At 64.8% G+C, this 21,290-nt stretch carries 17 protein-coding genes; 6 read left to right on the forward strand and 11 right to left on the reverse strand.

All coding sequences use genetic code 11. The features are described from left to right. Nucleotides 1–47: 47 nt before the first annotated feature. The 6 genes from J5M58_RS15210 to J5M58_RS15235 all read right to left on the reverse strand — a co-directional run bounded on the left by J5M58_RS15210 (nucleotide 48) and on the right by J5M58_RS15235 (nucleotide 5,688). Entirely contained in the window at nucleotides 48–1,490 is a 1,443-nt protein-coding gene (locus J5M58_RS15210) for a PLP-dependent aminotransferase family protein (RefSeq protein WP_112252989.1), read from the reverse strand. A gap of 310 nt (nucleotides 1,491–1,800) precedes the next feature. After that, entirely contained in the window at nucleotides 1,801–2,613 is an 813-nt protein-coding gene (locus J5M58_RS15215; protein ID WP_112252990.1) for an OmpA family protein, read from the reverse strand. Continuing rightward, nucleotides 2,610–2,963: a DUF4398 domain-containing protein gene (locus J5M58_RS15220; RefSeq protein WP_112252991.1), complete on the reverse strand. Its 354-nt coding sequence runs from the start codon at nucleotides 2,961–2,963 to the stop codon at nucleotides 2,610–2,612. The genes J5M58_RS15215 and J5M58_RS15220 overlap by 4 nt, the downstream gene beginning before the upstream one ends. A gap of 9 nt (nucleotides 2,964–2,972) precedes the next feature. Then, complete coding sequence (locus tag J5M58_RS15225) at nucleotides 2,973–3,794, reverse strand: ABC transporter substrate-binding protein (protein ID WP_112252992.1); 822 nt, start codon at nucleotides 3,792–3,794, stop codon at nucleotides 2,973–2,975. Nucleotides 3,795–4,008: 214 nt separating this feature from the next. After that, a complete protein-coding gene (locus tag J5M58_RS15230) occupies nucleotides 4,009–4,938 on the reverse strand; it encodes an electron transfer flavoprotein subunit alpha/FixB family protein (protein ID WP_085691592.1) in 930 nt (309 codons plus the stop codon). Continuing rightward, nucleotides 4,939–5,688 (reverse strand): electron transfer flavoprotein subunit beta/FixA family protein, encoded by a 750-nt coding sequence (locus J5M58_RS15235; RefSeq protein WP_014590265.1) that lies wholly within the window; start codon nucleotides 5,686–5,688, stop codon nucleotides 4,939–4,941. A 537-nt stretch (nucleotides 5,689–6,225) separates the two neighbouring features. Between J5M58_RS15235 and J5M58_RS15240 the strand changes: the two genes are divergently transcribed. Further along, entirely contained in the window at nucleotides 6,226–7,908 is a 1,683-nt protein-coding gene (locus J5M58_RS15240) for an electron transfer flavoprotein-ubiquinone oxidoreductase (protein ID WP_112252993.1), read from the forward strand. A 191-nt stretch (nucleotides 7,909–8,099) separates the two neighbouring features. Here J5M58_RS15240 and J5M58_RS15245 read toward each other — a convergent pair whose 3' ends face one another. The 3 genes from J5M58_RS15245 to J5M58_RS15255 all read right to left on the reverse strand — a co-directional run bounded on the left by J5M58_RS15245 (nucleotide 8,100) and on the right by J5M58_RS15255 (nucleotide 10,619). Continuing rightward, nucleotides 8,100–9,422, reverse strand: a complete 1,323-nt coding sequence (locus J5M58_RS15245; protein WP_207878620.1) for an MFS transporter — start codon at nucleotides 9,420–9,422, stop codon at nucleotides 8,100–8,102. A 72-nt stretch (nucleotides 9,423–9,494) separates the two neighbouring features. Then, entirely contained in the window at nucleotides 9,495–9,974 is a 480-nt protein-coding gene (locus J5M58_RS15250) for a histidine kinase (RefSeq protein WP_112252995.1), read from the reverse strand. Between the two features lie 168 nt (nucleotides 9,975–10,142). Further along, a complete protein-coding gene (locus tag J5M58_RS15255) occupies nucleotides 10,143–10,619 on the reverse strand; it encodes a sigma-70 family RNA polymerase sigma factor (protein ID WP_112252996.1) in 477 nt (158 codons plus the stop codon). Between the two features lie 331 nt (nucleotides 10,620–10,950). On the opposite strand from J5M58_RS15255, the gene J5M58_RS15260 reads away from it, so the two are divergent. From J5M58_RS15260 to J5M58_RS15270, 3 genes are read left to right on the forward strand one after another with little or no spacing between them, the layout of a single operon-like run. Beyond that, nucleotides 10,951–12,123: an efflux RND transporter periplasmic adaptor subunit gene (locus tag J5M58_RS15260; RefSeq protein ID WP_112252997.1), complete on the forward strand. Its 1,173-nt coding sequence runs from the start codon at nucleotides 10,951–10,953 to the stop codon at nucleotides 12,121–12,123. Continuing rightward, entirely contained in the window at nucleotides 12,124–14,088 is a 1,965-nt protein-coding gene (locus J5M58_RS15265) for a MacB family efflux pump subunit (RefSeq protein WP_207878622.1), read from the forward strand. It abuts the gene before it with no gap. Between the two features lie 3 nt (nucleotides 14,089–14,091). Continuing rightward, nucleotides 14,092–15,495: an efflux transporter outer membrane subunit gene (locus tag J5M58_RS15270; RefSeq protein ID WP_207878624.1), complete on the forward strand. Its 1,404-nt coding sequence runs from the start codon at nucleotides 14,092–14,094 to the stop codon at nucleotides 15,493–15,495. Nucleotides 15,496–15,616: 121 nt separating this feature from the next. On the opposite strand, the gene J5M58_RS15275 is transcribed toward J5M58_RS15270, so the two are convergent. Beyond that, nucleotides 15,617–17,227, reverse strand: coding sequence for a PvdJ/PvdD/PvdP-like protein (locus tag J5M58_RS15275; protein ID WP_112253000.1), 1,611 nt, complete (start codon nucleotides 17,225–17,227; stop codon nucleotides 15,617–15,619). 187 nt (nucleotides 17,228–17,414) lie between these two features. On the opposite strand from J5M58_RS15275, the gene pvdM reads away from it, so the two are divergent. Together pvdM and J5M58_RS15285 are read left to right on the forward strand one after the other, a co-directional pair. Then, entirely contained in the window at nucleotides 17,415–18,761 is a 1,347-nt protein-coding gene (gene pvdM / locus J5M58_RS15280; protein WP_112253001.1) for a pyoverdine-tailoring dipeptidase-like protein PvdM, read from the forward strand. Between the two features lie 17 nt (nucleotides 18,762–18,778). Beyond that, nucleotides 18,779–20,065: an aminotransferase class V-fold PLP-dependent enzyme gene (locus J5M58_RS15285; RefSeq protein ID WP_207878626.1), complete on the forward strand. Its 1,287-nt coding sequence runs from the start codon at nucleotides 18,779–18,781 to the stop codon at nucleotides 20,063–20,065. Nucleotides 20,066–20,193: 128 nt separating this feature from the next. Here J5M58_RS15285 and J5M58_RS15290 read toward each other — a convergent pair whose 3' ends face one another. Further along, nucleotides 20,194–21,162: an alpha/beta hydrolase gene (locus J5M58_RS15290; RefSeq protein ID WP_112253003.1), complete on the reverse strand. Its 969-nt coding sequence runs from the start codon at nucleotides 21,160–21,162 to the stop codon at nucleotides 20,194–20,196. Between the last annotated feature and the right edge of the window lie 128 nt (nucleotides 21,163–21,290).

Genomic DNA, 21,290 nt, shown 5'->3' on the forward strand with positions numbered 1-21,290 from the left:
GGCAGGAAAAGTGCGTATGCTCCCTGTTCCACGGGCGCGTGGCAAGCCTACAAAAGGGCTGCCGCTGGCTCCCGGCACAATTGCTGGGCCAGCAAACCGAGCGTGATCACCGCGCGCTCGGCCTCTTTGTTCCAGGGTATGCCGCAATTAAGGCGTATGCAGTGGTTGAACTGCTCGGTATTACTGAAGATCAGCCCCGGCGCAATACTGATGCCCTGCTCCAGCGCGCGCACATGCAGCTCCTGGGTATTGACCCGCCCCGGCAGGCTCACCCACAGAATGAAACCGCCCGTCGGCCGGGTCATCTGGGTACCCTCGGGGAAGTGCTGCTGCACCGCCAGCTGGTAGGCACTGAGGTTCTTGCGGTACTCCTGGCGAATGTAACGCAGGTGCCGGTCGTAGCCGCCATTTTCCAGGTAGGCCGCCACACCCATCTGCGTCACGCTGCAGGCCGAGTGGGTGGTGAAGGTTTGCAGGCGCTGGATTTCATCCTGATAGCGACCGGCGACCATCCAGCCGACCCGCACCCCGGGGGACAGGGTCTTGGAAAAACTCGAGCAGTAGATCACTCGGTCCAGCCGGTCGAACGCCTTCAGCGCCTTGGTCTTGCCCTGCTCGAACATCAATTCGCCATAGATGTCATCCTCGACAATCTGGATATCGAAGTCCGACGCCAGGCGCAGCAACTGCTTCTGCCGCTCTTCCGGGACAGTGCCACCCAGCGGGTTGCTAAGGCGCGCGGTCAGGACCAGGGCCTTGATAGACCATTGGTTGGCCGCCAGCTGCAGGGCCTCGAGGCTGATGCCGGTGGAGGGGTCGCTGGGGATCTCGATCACCTTCAGGCCCAGCAGGTCAGCCAGTTGCAACAGCCCGTAATAGGTAGGCGATTCGGCGGCAATCAGGTCGCCCGGACGAGTCAGCACGCGCAGCGACATCTGCAGCGCATCGACACAGCCATGGGTCACGATCACTTCACGCGGGTCGACCAGCACACCGGCATCACGCATGCGAATGGCGATCTGCCGGCGCAGCGGCTCGAAACCGGGGCTGAACATGTAGCTGAAGGCACGCGGACTGTGGAAGCGCGTCACCTTGGCAATCTGCTGGTGCAAGGCACGGACCGGCAGATAGTCGACGTGCGGCACCGCGGCGCCGAACGGGAACACGCCATCACGGCGAGCCTCGGTCAGTACCTGCTGGATGATACTGGCGCGGGTGACCAGGCCGGGGCGCTCTACCCGAGCGATGTCCGGCGTCTGCGCAGTCAGGGCCGGGGTCTGGTGCACATAGTAGCCGGACTGCGGCCGCGCACGGATCAGCCCCTGGTCCTCGAGATTGGCATAGGCCTGCAGCACCGTGGCATGGCTGACGTTGAGCTGGGCGCTCATCTTGCGCACGGAGGGTACCCGCTCGCCTGGCTGGTAGACACCGCGACGGATGTCATCGGCCAGTTGCTGGGCGATACGCTGGTACAGCAGCAGGTTGGTCATGGCTGGCTCTCGACGCGCGGACGGGCTCGTTGTTCTTGTGTCGCTCACTGACGGTAGAGGATACCGTAACAGTTGCAAAGTGTACTGGGACAGATGGCAGGATAGTCAACAATACAGTTGCGTGACAGCGATGGAAACGATCAAGTCTGGGTATGCCGACGAAAAGCCGGGAGCGCTTTGCGCCCCTTTCGCGACACGAGGCCGCTCCTACAGGAACCGTGCATACCTTGAAGTTAACACTGTACCTGTGGGAGCGGCTTTAGCCGCGAACACCGGCAAAGCCGGTGCCATCCACCGCACCGCCAAGCGGTCAGCGCGCTGGCGCCAGCTTGCCCTTGTCATCGGAGAACACGATCTCCACGCGGCGGTTCTGCGCCCTGCCCCGCTCCGAGGCATTGGCCTCGATCGGGTACTGGTCGCCGTACCCCTCGACCTGCAGACGCTTCTCGTCAATGCCCAGGTCCACCAGCATGTCGGCCACGGCCTGCGCCCGGTCGCGGGACAGCTTCAGGTTTTCTTCGGCCGGCCCGGTACTGTCGGTGTAGCCCTCGATCCGCACCACCCGGCGCGGATTGAGCTGAAGGAACTGCACCAGCTTGAGCACGGTACGGCTTGCCGAGTTCTTCAGGTCGGCGCGGCCGGTGTCGAACAGCACGTCCCCCAGGGTCATTACCAGACCACGGTCGGCCTGCTCGGAGGCCAGCGCAGCGATCTGCGACTCGACCCACTTGCCCTGCTGCTGAACACTGGCCAGTTTGGCCTCACGCAGGGCCAGCTGCAGGCGCTGGCGCTCCAGGTCGAGCTTGGCCTGGCGCTCCTGGTTCAGCGCCAGCTTGGCATGCTCGCTGGCAATTTCGCTGTAGCGCTGGCTCAGGTAGGCGTAATGGCGCACGTCGGCACCGGTGCCGATGTAGCTGGACAGGCGCTCGGCGCGGGCCAGCGACTCGCCGGCGCGAATCACGTCACGCGGCGCACTGCGCAGCACATTGGAATCATCCTTGACCTTCTGGAAGGCCGCGGCAGCGTCATCCAGTGCTGCGCTGCTGCGCTGGCTGGCGCAACCTTGCAAACCTGCGGCCAGCGCCAGCACGGCCAGCGCGGCCAATGGCACACGACGGATCATGGCTGCACCTCCAACTGCTTGCGCAGGCGCTGCACCCGCGACTGCAGCAATTGCAGCTGCTCTTCGCTCTTCTGGTTCAACACCTGGGCCTCGGCCAGGCGTGCATCCAGTTCGGCCTGCTCGGCACGCATGCGCGCATCGCGGTAGTCTTCGGTGAGCATGTTGGTCTTGGCCCGGGCCAGCTTGTCTTCAGCCAGCTTGAGCGCATCGACCTGCTCGGTGGCACCGACGGCCCTGGCCTGCGCCAGTGCCTGTTCGGAGATGCGCATCTGCTCGTCAGGGGCCGGATCGTTGGCGCAGCCAGCCAGGCCAAGCACGGCCAGGGCAAGGATTAATGGTTGGGTTCTCACGCAATCTTCCTAATGTTTGGGGGCGTCCGACGGCACCTGCAGCTGCGCTTTCCAGCGCTCGACATTACGTTGCAGCACGGCTTCGGACGCACCGGAGATCGGCAATTCTGTCAGTTTTTTCGCCAGTTGCCCACGCAACCAGCTGTCATTGCAAGCCGAATTGTGGGACAGGGCCAAGTACAGACCCGGCCGATCCACCGGCAGGCCGCGGGCGATCAGGTCATTGCTCATGCCCAGGCTCTGGGCCATGGCCATGCCCGAATAGCGGCCAGCGAGCACATAATCTACCTGGCCGAGCACCAGCTTCTGGAACGCCTGGGTCAGGTTCTGTGCCGGCACCAGCTTCAGCTGGGCCTTGGCGAAAGCGGTAAAGGCCGGGGTCAGCCGCGCGCGCTCGGACAAACTGCCCTGGTACTGCGCCAGGTCCGCCGGGCCTTCGAAGGCCAGTGTGGCGTCGTGGCGCGTCCACACCAGGTATTCGTTGAGCTGCAAGGGTGGGTGGATATAGTCCAGCGCAGTCAGTTGCTCCACCTGCATGGGGGTGTCGAGCAGCAGGTCCATGCGCCCGCTGCGTACCTCTTCCAGCGCCTGGTCACGACGGCCGGCGCTCAGCACCTCCACTTTCACGCCCAGCTCGCCAGCCACCTGGCGCAGCAGGTCGACGTTGGCGCCGATCAGGTGTTTCGGGTCGTTCGGGTCCTGCCATGAATAGGGCGGCGCATCAGGGCTGCCGGTTGCTACCAGGCGTTCGCATTTACCTGCGGCCATGGCCAGTGGCGACATCAACAGCGCCACACATGCCAGCGCCCAGCCCGTTCCGCGCAACGTCATCCCTCACTCCTTGTATTGCTTCGCACCCTAGCGGCACACGCCGCCCCTGTAGGAGCAGCCTTGTGCTGCGAAAGGGCCTGCATGAACAACAAATATCTATGGCTGTGACTGCCTCTTCGCAGCACAAGGCTGCTCCTACAGGGGCCAGGACAGGTCATAAAAAAACCCGGCCCCCTGTACAAGGGCCGGGTTCTTTATAAGTGAAGCAGGCGGATCAGACCAGCTTTTCCAGCTCCGGAACCGCTTCGAACAGGTCAGCGACCAGGCCGTAGTCGGCTACCTGGAAGATCGGCGCTTCTTCGTCCTTGTTGATCGCCACGATCACCTTGGAGTCCTTCATGCCGGCCAGGTGCTGGATCGCGCCGGAGATACCGACGGCGATGTACAGCTGTGGCGCTACGATCTTGCCGGTCTGGCCGACCTGCATGTCGTTCGGCACGAAGCCTGCGTCGACCGCGGCGCGCGAAGCACCGACGGCAGCGCCGAGCTTGTCGGCCAGGCTGTACAGGTGCTTGAAGTTGTCACCGTTGCCCATGCCACGGCCGCCGGAAACGACGATCTTGGCAGCAGTCAGCTCTGGGCGGTCGGACTTGGCCAGCTCTTCACCAACGAAGGCCGAGATGCCGGCGTTGTGCGCGGCGCCGACGGCTTCGATGGCAGCCGAACCACCTTCGGCGGCCACGGCGTCGAAGCCGGTGGTACGCACGGTGATGACCTTGATGGCGGCGCTCGATTGCACGGTGGCAATGGCGTTACCGGCATAGATCGGGCGCTTGAAGGTGTCGGCGGACTCGACCGAGATGATCTCGGAGATCTGGTCCACGTCCAGCAGCGCGGCAACGCGCGGCAGGATGTTCTTGCCGTTGGTGGTGGCCGGGGCCAGCACGTGGCTGTAACCCTTGGCCAGCTCGACGATCAGCGGCGCGACGTTTTCTGGCAGGGCGTGAGCGTAGGCGGCGTTATCGGCAACCAGTACCTTGGCCACGCCAGCGATCTTGGCTGCGGATTCGGCAACGCCGCCCACGTTCTGGCCAGCAACCAGCACGTGCACATCACCACCGATCTTGGCGGCAGCAGCAACAGTGTTCAGGGTGGCCGGGGCTACGGCACCGTTTTCGTATTCAGCGACAACCAGGATAGTCATTTAGATTACCTTCGCTTCGTTCTTCAGCTTCTCGACCAGTTCGGCCACCGATTTGACCTTGATGCCAGCGCTGCGGGCAGCCGGGGCTTCAACCTTCAGGGTCTTGTTGGTGGAGGCGAGGGAAACACCCAGCGCGTCTGGAGTGACGGTCTCCAGCGGCTTCTTCTTGGCCTTCATGATGTTCGGCAGCGACGCGTAGCGTGGCTCGTTCAGGCGCAAGTCGGTGGTGACGATGGCCGGCAGGTTCAGTGCAACGGTCTGCAGGCCGCCGTCGATTTCACGGGTGACGTTCAGCTTGTCGCCAGCCACTTCGACCTTGGAGGCGAAGGTGCCCTGGGCGAAGCCGGTCAGCGCAGCCAGCATCTGGCCGGTCTGGTTGTTGTCGCTGTCGATGGCCTGCTTGCCGAGGATGACCAGCTGCGGCTGCTCTTTGTCGACAACGGCTTTCAGCGCCTTGGCCACGGCCAGGGAATTCAGTTCGTCAGCGGCTTCGACCAGGATGGCACGGTCGGCACCCAGGGCCAGGGCGGTACGCAGCTGCTCCTGGGCAGTGGTCGGGCCGACGGAAACAACGACGATCTCGGTGGCGACGCCCTTTTCCTTCAGGCGTACGGCTTCTTCCACGGCGATTTCGCAGAAGGGGTTCATGGACATCTTGACGTTAGCAAGGTCGACGCCGGAGTTGTCCGCCTTGACGCGAACCTTGACGTTGTAGTCGACCACTCGTTTGACAGCTACAAGAACCTTCATGGATTCCTCGTTACTCTCCGGTGAATAGATAGTCGCCTGGGGCCAGGCCCGGCGATGCGCGTGGGTACAAGGGCACCTCTAAAAACGTACCGGGAGGCGGTAACTTCACAGTGACCGAACAGTCTTGTCCGGACTCTTGCGACGAATACTTACGGGTCATTTCCTGTCGTGGCGTGTAAACTCCACTACAAACCGGCCCAAGGCCGCAAAACCCTGCTCCACACCTGGTCTTTAGAGGTGTACCTGCGCCCGGCTGCAAGCCTACGGCGAACGTAAAACCGCTCGTATCTTGACCGTAACACCCAATCCGGTCAATACGGCAAATCGGTCACCCTCCAGCCGCGTTCCTGTGATTTTACTGGCCTGCGGCAAATTCAAACAAACGTTTGTATTGGACCCGCCAAGTGGTGTAGATATAATGCGCGGCCAAGACAAAACGGTGTAGTCCGTCATTTGCCCAGCTACAGTTCCGCCGTTGCGTAGAACCGCTGCGAATGCCCCGCGCACCCATAAGACAAAGCAACAGCACGAGCCTTGATGAGTAGGAGAGAACCAGTGGAACGCGAATACATGGAATTCGACGTGGTCATCGTCGGCGCAGGCCCGGCGGGCCTGTCCGCCGCCTGCCGCCTGAAGCAGAAGGCCGCCGAAGCCGGTAGCGAAATCAGCGTCTGCGTGGTGGAAAAAGGCTCTGAAGTCGGCGCCCACATCCTCTCCGGCGCAGTGTTCGAACCTCGCGCCCTGAACGAGCTGTTCCCAGACTGGAAAGAGCTCGGCGCGCCGCTGAACACTGAAGTGAAGCGTGACGACATCTACGTGCTCAAGGATGCCGGCAGTTCGACCAAGGTGCCTGACCTGTTCGTGCCCAAGACCATGCACAACCAGGGCAACTACATCATCTCGCTGGGCAACCTGTGCCGCTGGCTGGCCCAGCAGGCCGAGAACCTGGGCGTGGAAGTCTACCCGGGCTTCGCCGCCCAGGAAGCGCTGTTCGATGAAAACGGCGTGGTGCGCGGCATTGTCACCGGTGACATGGGCGTCGACCGTGAAGGCAACCCGAAAGATGGCATGTACACCCCTGGCATGGAGCTGCGTGGCAAGTACACCCTGTTTGCCGAAGGTTGCCGTGGCCACATCGGCAAGCAGCTGATCAAGCGCTTCAACCTGGATAGCGAATCCGACGTCCAGCACTACGGCATCGGCCTGAAGGAAATCTGGGAAATCGACCCGGCCAAGCACGAGCAGGGCCTGGTGGTGCACACCGCCGGCTGGCCGCTGGATGTGATGGCCAAGGACAACACCGGTGGTTCGTTCCTCTATCACCTGGAAAACAACCAGGTGGTGGTCGGCCTGATCGTCGACCTGTCCTACGCCAACCCGTACCTGTCGCCGTTCGACGAGTTCCAGCGCCTGAAGCACCACCCGGTGATGGCGCAATACCTCGAAGGTGGCAAGCGCATCAGCTATGGTGCCCGTGCCATCTGCAAGGGCGGCTTCAACTCGCTGCCGAAGATGGTCTTCAACGGCGGCGCGCTGATCGGCTGTGACCTGGGCACCCTTAACTTCGCCAAGATCAAGGGCAGCCACACCGCGATGAAGTCCGGCATGCTGGCCGCCGAAGCGGTGGCCGACGCTCTGCTCGCCGGCAGCGAAGGCGGCGACCAGCTGAACGGCTACGTCAGCGCCTTCAAGGCCAGCTGGCTGTACGAAGAACTGTTCGCCAGCCGCAACTTCGGCCCGGCCATGCACAAGTTCGGCCCACTGCTGGGCGCAGCGTTCAACTATGTGGACCAGAACTGGTTCGGCGGCAAGCTGCCGTTCACCCTGCACGACACCAAGCCGGACTACGCCTGCCTCAAGCTGGCGGCCGAGTCGCAGAAGATCGATTACCCGAAACCGGACGGCAAGCTCAGCTTCGACAAGCTCAGCTCGGTATTCCTCTCCAGCACCAACCACGAAGAGGAACAACCCTGCCACCTGAAGCTTGCCGACCCGAACGTGCCGATCGCCAGCAACCTGCCGCTGTACGACGAGCCGGCCCAGCGCTACTGCCCGGCGGGCGTGTACGAAGTGGTCACCCAGGAAGACGGCAACAAGCGCTTCCAGATCAACGCGCAGAACTGCGTGCACTGCAAGACCTGCGACATCAAGGACCCGGCCCAGAACATCACCTGGGTCACCCCTGAAGGCGCTGGCGGGCCGAACTACCCGAACATGTAAGGCCCTGCCCTTGTAATAAAAAGCCCCCGGTTCTCACGAGCCGGGGGCTTTTTGTTTTACCTGTTCTGGCTGTATTGGCCCGTGTAGGAGCGGCCTTGTGTCGCGATGGGGCGCGCAGCGGCCCCAGGATCTCTGCACCAGCACAAACTGCCGGGGCTGCTGCGCAGCCCTATCGCGACACAAGGCCGCTCCTACAAGGACCGCGTGAGCTGGAGGTCTGGCTCAGTCATTGCGAGCGATTCACCACGCCCGAAATACCAGGCGGTAAGCAGCCCCACGGTGCCCATGACCAGACAAAAGCCGACACACACCCAAGGGCTCCACGGCATCAGCGCAATCAGCGCCAGCGGTGTGGTGCTGGCCCAAAGTGCGTAGGCCACGTTGTAGGTGAAGGAAATGCCCGACACGCGAATCTCGGCCGGGAACAACCCGACCATCACTGACGGCACCACCCCCACCACACCGCAGCTCAACCCCGCCAGCGCATAGGCCAGCCAGGTCATGCCCCACTGCCCCACCAGGCTGGCATACAACGCACCGATGCCCACCGGCAGCAACAGGCTGTAGAGCATCAGCGCCCGCCAGGCGCCTACGCGGTCGACCAACAGCCCTGCCAGCACGCAGCCGATGTTGAGAAAGACGATACCCACGCTGCTCAAGGCAAAAGTGTGCCCGGCACTCATGCCGAAGCGCTGCTGCATCACTGTCGGGGTGATCACCACCAGCACCACCACGGCGGAGGTCAGCACACAGGTCAGCAGCGCCGCCGGGATCAACGCCCGGCGGTGTTCGCCCAGCACCCGCCGCAGCGGGAAGCTCACCGGCTGCTGCTGGCGCGCGCGCAGGGCAAGAAATACCGGTGTTTCGCTGAGCCAACGACGCAGCCACACACCAATCACGCCGAATACCCCGCCGAGCAGGAACGGATAGCGCCAGGCGTAGTCGAGGATTTCCTGGGGGGTGAACAGCTGTGCCAGCAAGGTCGCGGTCAACGCCCCCAGCAGGTAGCCGAAGGTCAGCCCGGCCTGCAGGAAGCCCAAGGCGTAACCGCGGCGCCCGGCTGGCGCGTGCTCGGCGACGAAGGTCCAGGCGCTCGGCACCTCGCCGCCCACCGCCGCGCCCTGCAGGATGCGCAGGGCCAGCAGGATCAGCGGCGCGGCATAGCCGATGTCGGCGTAAGTCGGCATCACCCCGATCAACAGGCACGGCAGGGCCATCATCAGGATACTCAGGCTGAAGACCCGCTTGCGCCCCAGGTGGTCGGCGAAATGCGCCATCAGGATGCCACCCAGCGGCCGCGCCAGGTAGCCAGTGACGAAGATTCCGAAGCTTTGCAGCAGGCGCAGCCATTCGGGCATCTCGGGCGGGAAGAACAGCTGGCTGAGGGTCAGCGCAAAGAATACGAAGATGATGAAGTCGTAGATTTCCAGCGCGCCGCCCAACGCCGCCAGGCCCAGGGTCCGGTGGTCGCCGCGGCTGAACCGGGGCGGGCGAGCGGTATCGATGGCAGTCATGGCAGGGTCCGCAAATCGGCAAAGGGCAAGAGGATAGCAAATAGCTGCCCCCTTGCCCCGCCCGCTGCGGCTTTAGCGGCTGAACATGGTGTTGACGAAATTGGCCCTCGGCCGTGGCCGCGCCGTAGCAGCCGGCACGGTGCCCGGCAGCGGTGCCTTGCCGACCAGCAGCGGCGTATCGATGATCGCCATGAATGCCTCCAGAGCCTCGTTGTCGGGCACCTGGGGCAGGCTCAGGCTGACGGCCTGGCGCTCGGTCTGCGGCACCAATGGCACCTGCAACTGGGTAGAGTGATAAAGCAGGGCATGCTGGATCTGCGTGCTGACGCGACAGAAGCGCGCCAGATCGACCCCGGCATGGCTGGCCAGCTCGATATTGCCCAACAACAGGTGGAACGGCTGCAAGGCACTCAGCACCAGGCGCTGCAGCTCCTCGAAGCTGTCCACTGGCGCTATCCGGTAGTAACCCAGGCCGTTGAGCAGCCGCTCCAGCTGCAGGCGCTGGCAGGGGTGTGCGTCGGCGATGAGGATGCGCAGGGTCTTGTTGGCCATGGCGGGACCTGGGCAGTTGGGTAATGGGTAGGCTCCATGACCATACTGCGCCAGTAACGGCTGCTGCCAAGGCTACGCCTGGCTGGGGTCTTCTTTGATAGAAGTCGGGAAAGCCGCGGAAATCAAGTGATCGACTGACGGAATTTTCATCCGCATTCAACCCGGCGATCAGGATTCCCACTCGCGCATGCGCACCCGGCAGTGCTTCATGGCATTGACGATGTGCTTTTCCACCAGGCTGCGGGAAATCCCCAGGTGCTCGGCAATCTGCTGGTGTGACAGACCTTCCAGCTTGCGCAGCAGGAAACAGTCGCGGCAGACCTTGCTCAGCTCACCCAGAGCGCGCTGCATCAGCGCCAGCCGCTGGTCGAACTGCATGTCGTAAGTCGGCGCCGGGGTGTGCCAGCGCTCGTCGCTGTCCAGCACCTCCAGCGGCTCGGCCTGACGTACCTGATGCCGCCGATGGCGGTCGACCACGAGGTTGAGCGCGGTGCGGTAAAGGAAGGCACGCGGGTGCTCGATGCGCTCGGCGTCGGTGCGTTCCAGCACCCGCAGGTAGGCATCGTGCGCCACATCTTCGGCGGCCTGCCGACTGCCCAGGCGCGCGGAAAGGAAGCCCACCAGTTCGCGATAGTAATGTTCCACGACGTTACCTGAGATCGTCCTGCCAGCCTATGCCAGAAAGCCCTTTCAGGCAGCAACGCGGGACCGAGTGATGTCAGCGTGCGATCTTACAAATTATAATTATTCTCAGCAACAAGGGCCAAGGCATACACAATCCCTATAGGAGCGGCCTTGTGTCGCGAAAGGGCCGCAAAGCGGCCCCGGCAATCTGCAGTGATGCGAATATCCTGGGGGCGCTTCGCCCCCCTTTCGCGACACAAGGCCGCTCCTACACAGATCGCACCAAATTCACTGCGCTAAATCCCCCCCTGCCGCTTTCGTCTATCTGGCACCCCCTCGGCTGGATGTCTGCATGAGACCTTTAACCAACACCCGTCGCCGGCTCCTGCTCACCGGCCTGGGCCTGCTCGGCCTGGGCAGCCTGCTGGCCTGGAAGGCCCTGCCCTACGGCGCACAGCCGCTCAGCACGGTTGCCGTGACCCGCGCCGACATCGAAAGCAGCGTCACCGCGCTGGGCACCCTGCAACCAAGGCGCTACGTGGACGTCGGTGCCCAGGCGTCGGGGCAGATCCACACCCTGCATGTGGAGGTCGGCGACACAGTGCGCAAAGGCCAGCTGCTGGTCGAGATCGACCCTTCGACCCAGCAGGCCCGGCTGGATGCCGGCCGCTACTCGATCGACAACCTCAAGGCCCAACTGGCCGAACAACGTGCGCAGTTCCAACTGGCCCGGCAGCAGCTCAAACGCCAACAGGACCTGGCCGCCGCCGGCGCCACCCGCGACGAGGATGTGCAAACGGCCGCCGCACAGCTGAAAGTCACCCAGGCACGTATCGACATGTTCCAGGCGCAGATCCGCCAGGCCCAGGCCAGCCTGCGTAGTGACGAGGCCGAGCTGGGCTACACGCGCATCTACGCGCCGATGGACGGCACGGTAGTGGCGGTGGATGCCCGTGAGGGGCAAACCCTCAACGCCCAACAGCAAACCCCGTTGATCCTGCGCATCGCCAAGCTCTCGCCGATGACCGTGTGGGCCCAGGTGTCGGAGGCCGACATCGGCAAGGTCACGCCGGGCATGACCGCCTACTTCACCACCCTGGCCGGCGGCAAACGCCGCTGGACCAGTACCGTTCGGCAAGTGCTGCCGATCCCGCCCAAGCCACTGGAGCAGGCCAGCCAGGGCGGCGGCAGCCCGGCCAGCGTCAGCAATGGCAGTGCCGGCAGCCAGGTGGTGCAGTACAGCGTGCTGCTGGATGTCGACAACCCAGACGGAGCACTGATGGCCGAGATGACCACGCAGGTGTTCTTTGTCGCCGGCAAAGCCAGCCAGGTGCTGACCGTACCACTGGCCGCGCTGGACGACGGCGATGGCCTGCGCCTGGCGCATGTGCTGACCGCCGACGGCAAGGTGGAACAGCGCCAGGTGCGCACCGGCCTCAGCGACCGCCTGCGGGTGCAGGTGCTGGACGGCCTCAACGAAGGCGAACGCCTGGTGATCGGCGCTCCTGGCGTCAGCGGAGGTTGAATGAGCACACCCCTGATCGAACTGGTCGACATCCGTAAATCCTACGGCGGCGTCGAAACGCCCAAGGTCGATATCCTCCATGGCATCAGCTTGCGCATCCATCCCGGCGAGTTCGTCGCCATCGTCGGCGCCTCCGGCTCCGGCAAGTCGACCTTGATGAACATCCTCGGCTGCCTCGACCGCCCCACGTCCGGCAGCTATCGCTTCGCCGGCAAGGATGTGGCAGAGCTGGGCAGCGACGAACTGGCCTGGCTGCGCCGCGAAGCGTTTGGCTTCGTGTTCCAGGGCTACCACCTGATCCCCTCGGGCTCGGCCCAGGAAAACGTCGAAATGCCGGCCATCTATGCCGGCGTCGCCGCCGACGAACGCCACGCCCGTGCCAGCGCCCTGCTCGGCCGCCTGGGCCTGGCCAGCCGCACCGGCAACCGCCCGCACCAGTTGTCTGGCGGCCAGCAGCAACGGGTGTCGATTGCCCGGGCGTTGATGAACGGCGGCCATATCATCCTCGCCGACGAACCCACCGGCGCCCTCGACAGCCACAGCGGCACCGAAGTGATGGCGTTGCTCGACGAACTGGCCAGCCAGGGCCACGTGATCATCCTGATCACCCATGACCGCAACGTCGCGGCGCGGGCGCAGCGCGTGATCGAAATCAGTGACGGGTTGATCATCAGCGATTCGGCCGCCGAAACGCCCACGGTCGACAATGGCCGCGGGCTGCAGGCCGACCAGCTGCGCCAGCGCCTGGACCGTGGCGCGACCTTGCACGGCGCGTGGAAAGGCGAACTGCTCGAAGCCCTGCAGGCGGCCTGGCGGGTGATGTGGGTCAACCGCTTCCGCACCGCCCTGACCCTGCTGGGCATCGTCATCGGCGTGGCCTCGGTGGTGGTGATGCTGGCGGTGGGCGAAGGCAGCAAGCGCCAGGTCATGGCGCAGATGGCAGCCTTCGGCTCGAACATCCTCTACCTCAACGGCAAGCCGGCAAGCCTGGGCGAGCAGGCCGGCACCATCACCCTCGACGATGTCGCCGCCATCGGCCAACTTCCGCAGGTCAAGCACGTGATGCCGGTGATTGGCGAAAAGATGATGGTGCGCCACGGCAACAACAGCCAGCGGTTCTACGTGGGTGGCAACAACACCGGGTTCCCCGAGATCTTCAACTGGCCGGCGGTGCAAGGCAGCTTCTACACCGATACCGATGAAGCCAACGCTGCCGCGGTGGCGGTAATCGGCCAGAAAGTGCGGGAAAAGATGCTCGACCCTGGGCGCGCCCCCTTGGGGCAGTACCTGCTGATTGGCAATGTGCCGTTCCAGGTGGTCGGTATCCTGGCCGGCAAGGGCGCCAGCTCTGGCGACCAGGACAGCGACGGGCGCATCGTGGTGCCCTATTCCGCTGCAGCCATCCGCCTGTTCGGCCAGCGCGACCCGGACTACATCGCTGTTGCTGCCCTCGACTCCACGCGGGTCAACGAAGCCGAAGCGGCCATCGACAAGCTGCTGCGCCAGCGCCACAACGGCCGCCAGGACTTCGAGCTGACCAATGACGCGGCGCTGATCCAGGCCGAGGCGCGCACGCAGAACAGCCTGTCGCTGATGCTGGGGGCGATCGCGGCGATTTCGCTGCTGGTGGGCGGCATCGGCGTGATGAACATCATGTTGATGACCGTGCGCGAGCGCACCCGTGAAATCGGCATTCGCATGGCCACCGGCGCGCGCCAACGCGACATTCTGCGGCAATTCCTCAGCGAGGCGGTGATGCTGTCGATGGTCGGCGGCCTGGCCGGCATCGTCCTGGCCCTGGCCATTGGTGGTGGCCTGATGCTGGCCGAAGTGGCAGTGGCCTTTGCCCTGCCCGCCATGCTCGGCGCCTTCGCCTGCGCCGTCGTTACCGGCATCGTGTTCGGCTTCATGCCAGCGCGCAAAGCCGCCCGCCTCGACCCGGTCAAAGCCCTTACCAGCGAATAACCCATGACTCTGCCTAGCCGCATCAGCCTGTTGACCTTATGCATATGCCTCGCCGCTTGCAGCACGCCGCCAACACCCGCCAGCGGCATCGCCGCGCCAGCCGCCTGGCAAGGCGAGGCCGCATCACCCTCGGCACAACTGCCAACGACACAGTGGTGGCAAGCCTTCGCCAGCCGCGAACTCGACCGCCTGGTGCAGCACGCCCTGCACAATGCCCACGACCTGGCTGCCGCCACGGCGCGGGTACGCCAGGCCCAGGCCCGCGCCGTCATTGCTGGCGCGCCGCTGCTGCCGGAGCTGAAGCTGGGCCTGGACGGTAGCCGCCAACGCCTGCTGCACGGCGACGGCTACGACCAGCTGGATGTCAGCCGCAGCGAACCCACCAGCACCTCGTTCGGTATGCAGCTCAGCGCCAGCTACGAAATCGACTTCTGGGGCGGCCTGCGGGCGACCCGCGAAAGTGCACTGCGCAGCCTGGATGCCAGCCGCTTCGACCGCCAGACCGTGGAGCTGACCCTGGTCAGCGCGGTGGCTGACAGTTACCTGCAGGGGCTGGCCCTGCAGGAGCAGTTGCGCATTGCCCGCCTCAACCTGCGCAACGCCCAGGACGTGCTGGGCCTGGTCGAAGCACGCCAGCGCAGCGGTTCCGCCACGCGCCTGGAACTAGCCCAGCAGCGCAGCCTGGTGGCCGCGCAGCAACGCCAACTGCCGTTACTGGAACAGAAGTGGCAAGACAGCCGGGTCACCCTGGCGACCCTGCTCGGCGACCCGGTGCAATCGCTACCTGCCAGCCAGGACGCGATCAACACCCTGCAATGGCCCGCCATTGGCAGCGGCGTGCCCAGCGAACTGCTCACCCGCCGCCCGGACATTGCCGCGGCAGAAGCACGGCTGGCCGCCGCCAGCGCCAACGTGCAGGTCGCCCGCGCCGCCATGCTGCCCAAGCTCACCCTCGGGGCCAACCTGGGGGCTGGCGCCAATACCTTTGCCCATTTGTTCGACAGCTCCTACTACACCCTTACCAGCGGCCTGGTCGCGCCGATCTTCAACAACGGCCGGCTGCGTGCCGCGCGTGAACTGGCCGAAGCTGAACAGATGGAGTTGCTGGAGACCTACCGCAGCAGCATCCTGGCCGCTTTTGCCGATGTCGAGAAAGCCCTCAATGCGATCCGGGGCGTGGACCACCAGCGGCAATGGCAGGATGAAGAGGTGACGCAGGCGCGGCTGGCGTTCGACCTGGCGCAGCAGCGTTATGGCGCGGGCGCGGAGACGTTGTTGAGCGTGCTGGAGACCCAGCGCACCTTGTATGCGGCGCAGGACCAGCAGGCGCAACTGCGCCTGGCCCGGTTGCAGGGCAGCGTGGCGTTGTACAAGGCATTGGGGGGTGGGTGGGTGGTCAGCCATTAGGGGCGCCTGTACCGGCCCTATCGCCGGCAAGCCAGCTCCCACAGGTTCTGCGCCGGGTTCAAGACATGCACTGCACCTGTGGGAGCTGGCTTGCCGGCGATAGGGCCAACGCAGGCAGCGACTAGTTCCGCACCTTCAGGTTGCGCGCATACCACGGCCGCTGCGGTACCTTGGGCCGCAGCTTGTCGAGCAGGTCGTCATCGCTGTAGATGATGCGCAACGCCAGCTTCATGGTCTCGGGGTCCATCTCTACACTGCGCCCGGGGCGCAAGCCCGGCACCGTCGAGCAACCGTGGGTATCCGGCCCCAGCCACGGGTCGGCCACCTCCACCCAGCGACCTGGCGCAAACCATGGCACGCCATTGACTTCCAGGCGCCGCACCTCGCCCGGATGCAGCCGCTCATGGGCATGGAACCAGTCCTCGATGCGGTCGTCGATCCAGCCATGAAAGTGCCAGAACACCGGGTTCACATGGGATGAAAACGGATCACCGAGAAAATCGTTCTGTTCTGCAAACCAGCGTTCGGCAAAATCATCCGGCGTGCGCGCCGTCGGCACCGGCATGCCGTTGGAGGGGTCGCGCGGCACCGATGCCCAGCGCATGTGCAGCCAGTCGTGCAGGCCCAGTTCCACTTCCGAACCGAACTGGCCCAGGGTCAAGGTGCTCAGGTACTCCGGGTCGGTGTAGCGTGATTCCCAGACCTGGAAGTTGCCATGGAAGGTATCCGGTGTCTTGATGTCGCGTACCCACTGGGTGTATTCCGCATCACCGCTGGCCAGCCAGGTGGGCGGCAGGGCATTGCCGTCATGGTTGTCGAAGTAGCGGGCGAAGCCGGCCCGGTCGCGTTCCAGTTCCGGCTGCGGCAACGGGAAGCGCGTCCATGACGGCAAGTCCTGCAAGGCGCGGGCACTGCCAAGCATGTGCCGATGCATGAAGAAAAAATCCTCGCCGGAGCCGTTGCGGTCCTTGTGCCGGCCCCGCGCGTCACGCTCGCGGTCACGCGGCCCGGGCTGCCAGCCCAGGCCACGCAGGGCGCCCTGCTTGTCCTTGCTCAGTTTGTGCCATTTGTCCCGCGACGAGTGCCACAGCTGGTGGAACAGGCGATGCTCCGGGGCGGTCAGCCAGGCCAGCAGTTGCGGGTTCAGCGGGATACGCTCGCGCGCCTCGGGGAAGCTGCGCTTCAAGGCCAGGAACTGGTTGTCCTCCACGGGCAATGTCAGCGCGCGGTCCAGGCGTGCAATGCGCCCGCTGAGGGTGGCCGGCCCGGCGTTGCCGAACCGGCCCCAGACCTCGTCGAGCACGATGTGGCACTCATAGCGGGCCTGGGCCGAAAACAGGCGCCAGCGCAGGGTGCCCGGCTTGTCCGCCAACAGGTCGCCTACCACGCGGTAGCGCGGCTCTTCCTGCCCGCGCAGGCGCTCGGGGGTATCCAGGTAACCGCGCAAGGCCCGCCCGCTGGTCGTCACATCCAGGAACAGCTCCAGTTCACCCGTGGGTAGACCGTCCAGCCCCGCATCCCTGCCCTGCAGGGTCCAGCGCCAGATGCCGCGCAGTGTATCGCCCAGCTGCTGCAGGCGGGTATCGGCCAACTCGACGACGGCCTCGCCAGGGGTTTCCGGGAATTCCTCGGCGGCACGCTGGCGCTGCATATACAGCGCCCCCAGCGCACCGGGCACCACCACACCCGTCAATGCCACACCGGCGATGAAACCGCGTCGGGAAATCGTCATTGCATACCTGTGCATTCATTGCGGCCATGGAGCACGGCCCGTCCAAGGCTAGAACGTTGCACGGCAGGCGAAATTTAGCGGCGTTCAGGGAGCATACGCGGCTAAATTTCCCGGGTGCGCGCTCGTTCACTGCAGGTAGCGGCGGCCTCTGTGCCCATCCCTCGACGGTGAACCTATTGAGACCAAGATGACGACTCCACGCTGGAAGAAAGCCCTGTTTATCAGCCTGGCCGCGGCGGTTGCCGCTGGCGCCGGGTTTGCCGCCTGGCACTACTTCGCCACACCCGCCGGCTACTCCAGGGAGGTGACCCGCCAGGCCAACGACCTGCAGGAACGCATCATCTCGTTCGACAGCCATGTCACCCTGCCGCTGACCTTCGGCACCGAAGGCAGCGAAGCCGACAGGGATGGCAATGGCCGCTTCGACCTGGCCAAGGCCGCACGCGGGCGCTTGTCCGGCGCGGCCCTGACCATCTTCGCCTGGCCGGAATCCTGGACCGGTGACGGTGGCCCGCACCGCCCCACCCCAGGCTTCGTCGAAGCCGCCCGCCACACCCAGGAGGTGCGCTACAACGCCATCACCGCCATGGTCCGCGACTTCCCGCTGCAGGTGGGTATCGCCTATACCCCGCAAGACATGCGGCGCCTGCACGGCGAAGGCAAATTCGCGGTGTTCCTCAGCATGCTCAATGCCTATGCCCTGGGCGATGACATAGACCAACTCGACCGCTGGGCCGCGCGCGGCGTGCGCATGTTCGGCTTCAGCTACGTGGGCAACAACAGTTGGGCCGATTCCTCGCGCCCACTGCCGTTCTTCAATGACACCGCCGATGCCCTGGACGGCCTTTCGCCGCTCGGCAAGCGCGCCGTGCAGCGGCTGAACGACCTGGGCGTGATCATCGATGTGTCGCAAATGTCCAGCAAGGCCCTGGCCCAGGCCGTTGCCCTCAGCCGCGCGCCGGTGGTGGCTTCGCACTCGGCGCCACGGGCCATGGTCGATATCAGGCGCAACCTCTCCGACAAGGAGCTGCAGCTGATCAAGGACAGCGGCGGCGTGATCCAGCTGGTGGCCTTCTCCACCTATCTCAAGCCTTTGAGCAGCAAGACCCAGGACAAACTCAACGCCCTGCGCGCCCGCTACGACCTGCCGCCACTGGCCAACCTCGACTACGCACTGATGCCCGGTGACCCGGTGATCGCCGGCTGGCCCGAGCAGAAGGTCGGCCAGTACGCCAACGCGCTGTACGGCATTCTCGAGGAAGAACCGCCGGCCACGCTCAAGGACTATGGCGACGCCATCGACTACACCGTGCGCAAGGTCGGCATCGACCATGTCGGCCTGAGTTCGGACTTCAATGAAGGCGGCGGCATCGACGGTTGGCAGAACGCCAGTGAAGCACGCAACGTCACCGCCGAACTGATCAGCCGCGGCTACTCCGAAGCGGATATCGCCAAGCTCTGGGGCGGCAACTTCCTGCGGGTGTGGGAGCAGGTGCAGCGCGCCGCGCAACCTGTCGCCACCTCATCCCCCTGACCCTAGCGAGCCATTTGATGAACGATCGTCGCACCTTTCTCAAGCAGGCCGGCCTGCTTGCGGCCGCCCTGCCCCTCACAGGCCCACTGCTGCCGGCCGCCCAAGCGGCAACTGCACCACCGGCGACCGCCAGCGACTGGGCCGCGTTTCGCAACCTGTTCGAGCTGGACCCAGCGTACGCGCACTTTGCCAACTTCCTGATCACCTCGCACCCACGGCCCGTGCGCGAAGCCATCGAGGCCCTGCGTGCGCGCTTCGACCACCACCCGGCCCGCATGGTCGACTGGGACAGCCAGTCGGAGTGGAAGCACGAAGCCGCCGTGCGTGAATGGGCAGCCCGCTACCTCGAAGTGACGCCCCGGCAAATCGCCCTGACCGGCAGCACCACCGAAGGCCTGGGGCTGATCTATGGCGGGCTGAAGATTGCCCCGGGGCAGGAAATTCTCACCACCGTGCACGAGCATTCGGCCGCCCGCCATACCATGGGTTTCCGCACCTCGCGCGATGGCACACCGGTCCACCGGTTGCGCCTGTTCGACGACCCCGCCAAGGTCACCAGCGACCAGGTACTGGCCACCATCGCGGCGGCCATCGGGCCTAAAACCCGAGTGCTGGGCATGACCTGGGTGCACTCGGGCAGTGGCGTGAAACTGCCCGTGGGCGAGATCGGCGCGCTGGTGCGCGAGGTCAATCGCCAGCGTGACGAGCAGGACCAGATCATCTACGTGATCGACGGTGTGCATGGCTTCGGCGTCGAAGACATGCGCTTTGCCGATCTCAACTGCGACTACTTCATCGCCGGCACGCACAAGTGGATGTTCGGGCCACGGGGTACCGGGATCATCTGCGCGGCGTCCAGCGAACTGAAGCAGCTGAACCCGACCATTGCGACGTTTTCCGAGAATGAGGACTTTGCCACGGTGATGACGCCCGGGGGTTACCACGCCTTCGAGCACCGCTGGGCATTGGGCAAGGCGTTCGAGCTACACCTGCAGCTGGGCAAGGCGGCGGTGCAGGCGCGGATTCATGGGCTTAATGGCTATCTCAGGCAGCGGCTTGAAGCGCTGCCGGGGATCGAGCTGGTGACACCGCGCAGCACGCAGTATTCGGCGGGGTTCACCTTCTTCCGGGTGACGGGGCAGGATGCTGACGAGGTGGCCCGGTACCTCAACAGCCAGCGCATCGTGGTGGATGCCGTGTCGCGGGATGTGGGGCCGGTGGTACGGACGGCGCCTGGGCTGTTGAATACCGAGGCGGAGATCGAGCGATTGGTCGATGCGTTGAAGAAGCACGTTCGCGGGTGAGGCCCGGGGGCCGCTTTGCGGCCCATCGCGACACAAGGCCGCTCCCACATGGTTCGGTGGGCGCAGTGCTTTTGTGGGAGCGGCCTTGTGTCGCGAAAGGGGCGCAACGCGCCCCCGGCGAGCTCAAGTCAGGATTGGCCATCGACCCGCTTCAACCACTCCCCGACATCCCGGTAAATCCCCTCCACCTGCCCCACGATCCCCGACATGCGCAAGAAGTCATGGGTCAGCCCCTCCACCCGGGCAAAGGTCACCGCCGTCCCGCCTGCCACCAGCCAGTCGCGATAGGCCATGCCCTCGTCATGCAACGGGTCATATTCGGCCACGAACAGGTAAGCCGGTGCCAAAGGCTGGCGCAGCGTCGACAGCAACGGCGACACCCGCCAGTCCAGGCGCTGCTCGCGCTGCGGCGCATAGTGCTGGTAGAACCACTCCAGGGTGGGCGTCTCCAGCAGGTAACCCTCGGCATGCTGGCGATGGGACTCACGCTGGCAGGAGATATCGGTCACCGGGTAAAACAGCAACTGTGCCAGCGGCTTGAACGCCAGCGCCTCGGGCTGCGCCACCGCCGTAATGGCCAGCACCGCCGCCAGGCTCGCGCCCACGCTGTCCCCTGCCAGCACCACCCGGCGATTGTCCAGGCCCAGCGAGGCCGCCTGCTCAGCCAGCCAGTTGGCGGCGTCCAGCACATCGTGCAGGGCTTTCGGGAACTGCTGCTCCGGTGCCAGCCGGTAGTCCGCCGCCAGCACCGCGAACTCGCCCAGGGCCGCCAGGCGACGGCACACCGAGTCATGCGAATCGAGGCTGCCGACCACATAGCCGCCGCCATGCAGGTACAGGATCACTGGCTGCAAGGCAGCCCCGGCATCGCCCCGGCGGTACAGACGAGCAGCCAGGCGGGCACCGTCGCGCGCGGTAAGCTGCAACTCGCTGACCGTGACGTTGCCGGGCGGGCTCGGGTCGAGTACCTGCGAGCTGCCCTCGAACTCGGCACGGGCCTGGGCCACGTCCATTGCGTGCATGGGCAGGCTCCTGCCCGTCAGCCGGCCAAATTCGACCAGTTCCAGAAATGCCGCCAGATCAGGGTGCAGTGCCATGTGGGTTCCTTGGGTGAAATGTGACTCGAGCCTCCCTACGGGACGTAGCAGCATGGCGAAAAATTACCCGTCCACACGGCTAAATCGTTGGTGCGAGCACTCGTTATCCCTGCACAACGAAAGACCGC

Source organism: Pseudomonas sp. 32_A (assembly GCF_017490905.1).
In the GTDB taxonomy this organism is placed as follows: Bacteria; Pseudomonadota; Gammaproteobacteria; order Pseudomonadales; family Pseudomonadaceae; genus Aquipseudomonas; species Aquipseudomonas inefficax.